The sequence below is a fragment of the Sphingobacterium sp. IITKGP-BTPF85 genome (assembly GCF_001006065.1).
Classification (GTDB): domain Bacteria; phylum Bacteroidota; class Bacteroidia; order Sphingobacteriales; family Sphingobacteriaceae; genus Sphingobacterium; species Sphingobacterium anhuiense.
Genome location: NZ_ASZT02000268.1, coordinates 1 through 2,348, shown reverse-complemented (window position 1 = coordinate 2,348; position 2,348 = coordinate 1). Strand labels below are relative to the sequence as shown.

At 35.9% G+C, this 2,348-nt stretch carries 3 protein-coding genes; 2 read left to right on the top strand and 1 reads right to left on the bottom strand.

The features are described from left to right. Window positions 1-406: tyrosine-type recombinase/integrase (locus tag L950_RS28235; RefSeq protein WP_410528161.1), on the bottom strand; the 406-nt coding region annotated here is incomplete at its 3' end. A 419-nt stretch (window positions 407-825) separates the two neighbouring features. Here L950_RS28235 and L950_RS24930 point away from each other — a divergent pair. After that, entirely contained in the window at window positions 826-1,686 is an 861-nt protein-coding gene (locus tag L950_RS24930; RefSeq protein ID WP_021190095.1) for a helix-turn-helix domain-containing protein, read from the top strand. A gap of 100 nt (window positions 1,687-1,786) precedes the next feature. Next, window positions 1,787-2,080, top strand: coding sequence for a putative quinol monooxygenase (locus L950_RS24925; RefSeq protein ID WP_021190094.1), 294 nt, complete (start codon window positions 1,787-1,789; stop codon window positions 2,078-2,080). The last annotated feature ends 268 nt before the right edge of the window (window positions 2,081-2,348 follow it).

The following is a 2,348-nucleotide window of genomic DNA, read 5'->3' as shown; positions in this document are numbered from 1 at the left end:
TTCTATCAAAATCCAGATGCTGAAGTTCGATATTCCTTACTTCCATACACCGCAGTCCACAGCCGTAAATAAGTCCGATGAGCAGTTTATGTTTCAGGAGTTCGGCGGATTGAAGCATACGCCAGATCTCTTCCCGACTCAGGATGACAGGAAGCTTTTTCACTTGTGGAATAGCGGGAAGATGCAGAAAACTATAAGGCAGGCCTTCCGTTTTCAATAAAAAGCGAAGTCCGTAAACGGTGTGTTTAAAGTAAGTTTGGGAAGGAGTTTTGGAGCGTTGCTGCAGTTCAAAAAGATAATCTTTGACCTGTTCGGGATCCAACTCGGTAGGCAGGGTTTTAAAATGCAGTGCCAGGGCTGTCACATGGCGGGAATAATTGTCGAACGTTCTGGGGCTCCTGCCCAAGATCGAAATATTCCTTTCGAAGCGTTGCAGCAGTTCGGCAAAACCACTAACTTCGCTCGAGGCACGGTTCAGAATTTTGTTTACCCTTAACTCCTCCGGAGATTTTTTTTTGTAGCCATTTTATAGATTTTTTTTGTTTAACCAAAGTTAATAAAACAGCGAAGGGAAAAGCTACCGGAGATTTAGTTCAACAGGCGTTTGGCAAGATTGCGAATTTTGTAGTAAATTCACGTTTACATTTCGCAAGAAATTTTATCTTTAATAGAAAATAATTAGTTCCGAAGTTCGCAACCTCGCCAAGCGCCGGAACGTTGTGTGCAAGGGTAAACGACCTATTCATCCAAACTTGAGCAAACAATTATTGAAATAGAATTTTAATATATTTACAATGCCAAAATGTTTTTTAAAACAACACTATCATGGACATTACAAATTTGCCAGAAGATTTATTTGAAAATAACTACACGGACACTTCAGACCTGCAAATTGCTAACTACGAGGCGTATAAACTTGTTTCCAAAAATAAGATTAACCTAAACAAAAATGTATTCAGTTTTTTGTTGGACGGACAAAAGGACATTCACTTTTCTAATGACATCGTTTCGATCGATGATACACAATCCTTGCTTCTTGCATCGGGGAATTTTTTAACAACAGAAATTGTAGGGGCAAATAGTTATAGTTGCCTACTCTTTTTCTTTTCTCAAAAAAACATTAATGATTTTTTATTGAAATATGGGCATTTATTTAACCCAAATGACTTAAATAAATCAGCGGCCAGTAGTCCCTATTTCCTTATGGAAAAAGACAATTTTATTATCCATTTTATTAATTCTATTCAACAAATTTATGGTTTGAATCAAACAATCTCTCAAAAGATTCTGGAATTGAAATTTGAAGAAATTATGCTGTATCTGGCTGATAAGTATGGGCAAAGTTTTTTTGTTTATCTACATTCATTATTAATCAATGAAAGAGAATTATCTTTTAAAATGGTCATTGAAAAAAATCTGTACACGAGTTTGAATATTGACGAGGTCGCTTTTCTATGTAATATGAGTCTGTCTACTTTTAAGCGGAAATTTTTACAATTATATCAAGAGTCTCCAGGAAAATGGTTTCAACTAAAACGACTCAACAAAGCCAAAAAATTATTGCTTAATAATGAAGCAACCCCATCAGAAATCTATATGGACTTTGGTTATGACAGCTTATCAAATTTTAGCACAGCCTTTAAAAACGAATTTGGTTACAGTCCAAAAAACATGATGAAAACTTGACCTTTTTTCATAAGTTTTTGAACTAAATAAAAAAGCACCACAAGTTTAAAGGTGCTACATTTGTTAAAACAAAATTGGTTTAATTTAAAAATAAAAAGACATGAAAAAATTAGGATTATTAGTTCGACTAGAAGCTAAAGCAGGAAAAGAAAAAGATGTTGAAGCCTTTATCACAAGTGCATTGCCACTCGCTAATGAAGAAGCAGGTACTGTTACGTGGTATGCGTTCCGTATTGACGCTTCTACATTTGGCATTTTTGACACTTTTTCAGATGAAGAAGGCAGAGAAGCACATCTTGGTGGTAAGATTGCAAAGGCGTTAATGGAAAATGCACCTGAATTGTTGGCTACTGCACCATCTATTGAGAAATTGGACGTTTTAGCGGTTAAATAAACATACCACAATTATTATAAAATGGCAGCCTGTCAAAGTTCTGTAAATGAATTTGGACAGGTTGCCTTTGTTTACAAAACAGCTTCATAATAAATTAAGCTTAGACTGACGAAGAAACCCAGCCCACAATAACTAAGCTTTCGTCTTGCCCGGAGGACACGAGATGAAAGCCCGTTGAACGGAACCGCAGGAAGCTTAATACGTATTATGGAGTTTTCGAAGTGTAGCTTTAAGATATACGAGCAGTAATTTTACGATTACTGCTTTT

What these genes read in the sequence shown, in the direction of transcription:
- L950_RS24930 (WP_021190095.1), top strand. Translation starts at nt 826, where the DNA reads ATGGACATTACAAATTTGCCAGAAGATTTATTTGAAAATAACTACACG.
- L950_RS24925 (WP_021190094.1), top strand. Translation starts at nt 1,787, where the DNA reads ATGAAAAAATTAGGATTATTAGTTCGACTAGAAGCTAAAGCAGGAAAA.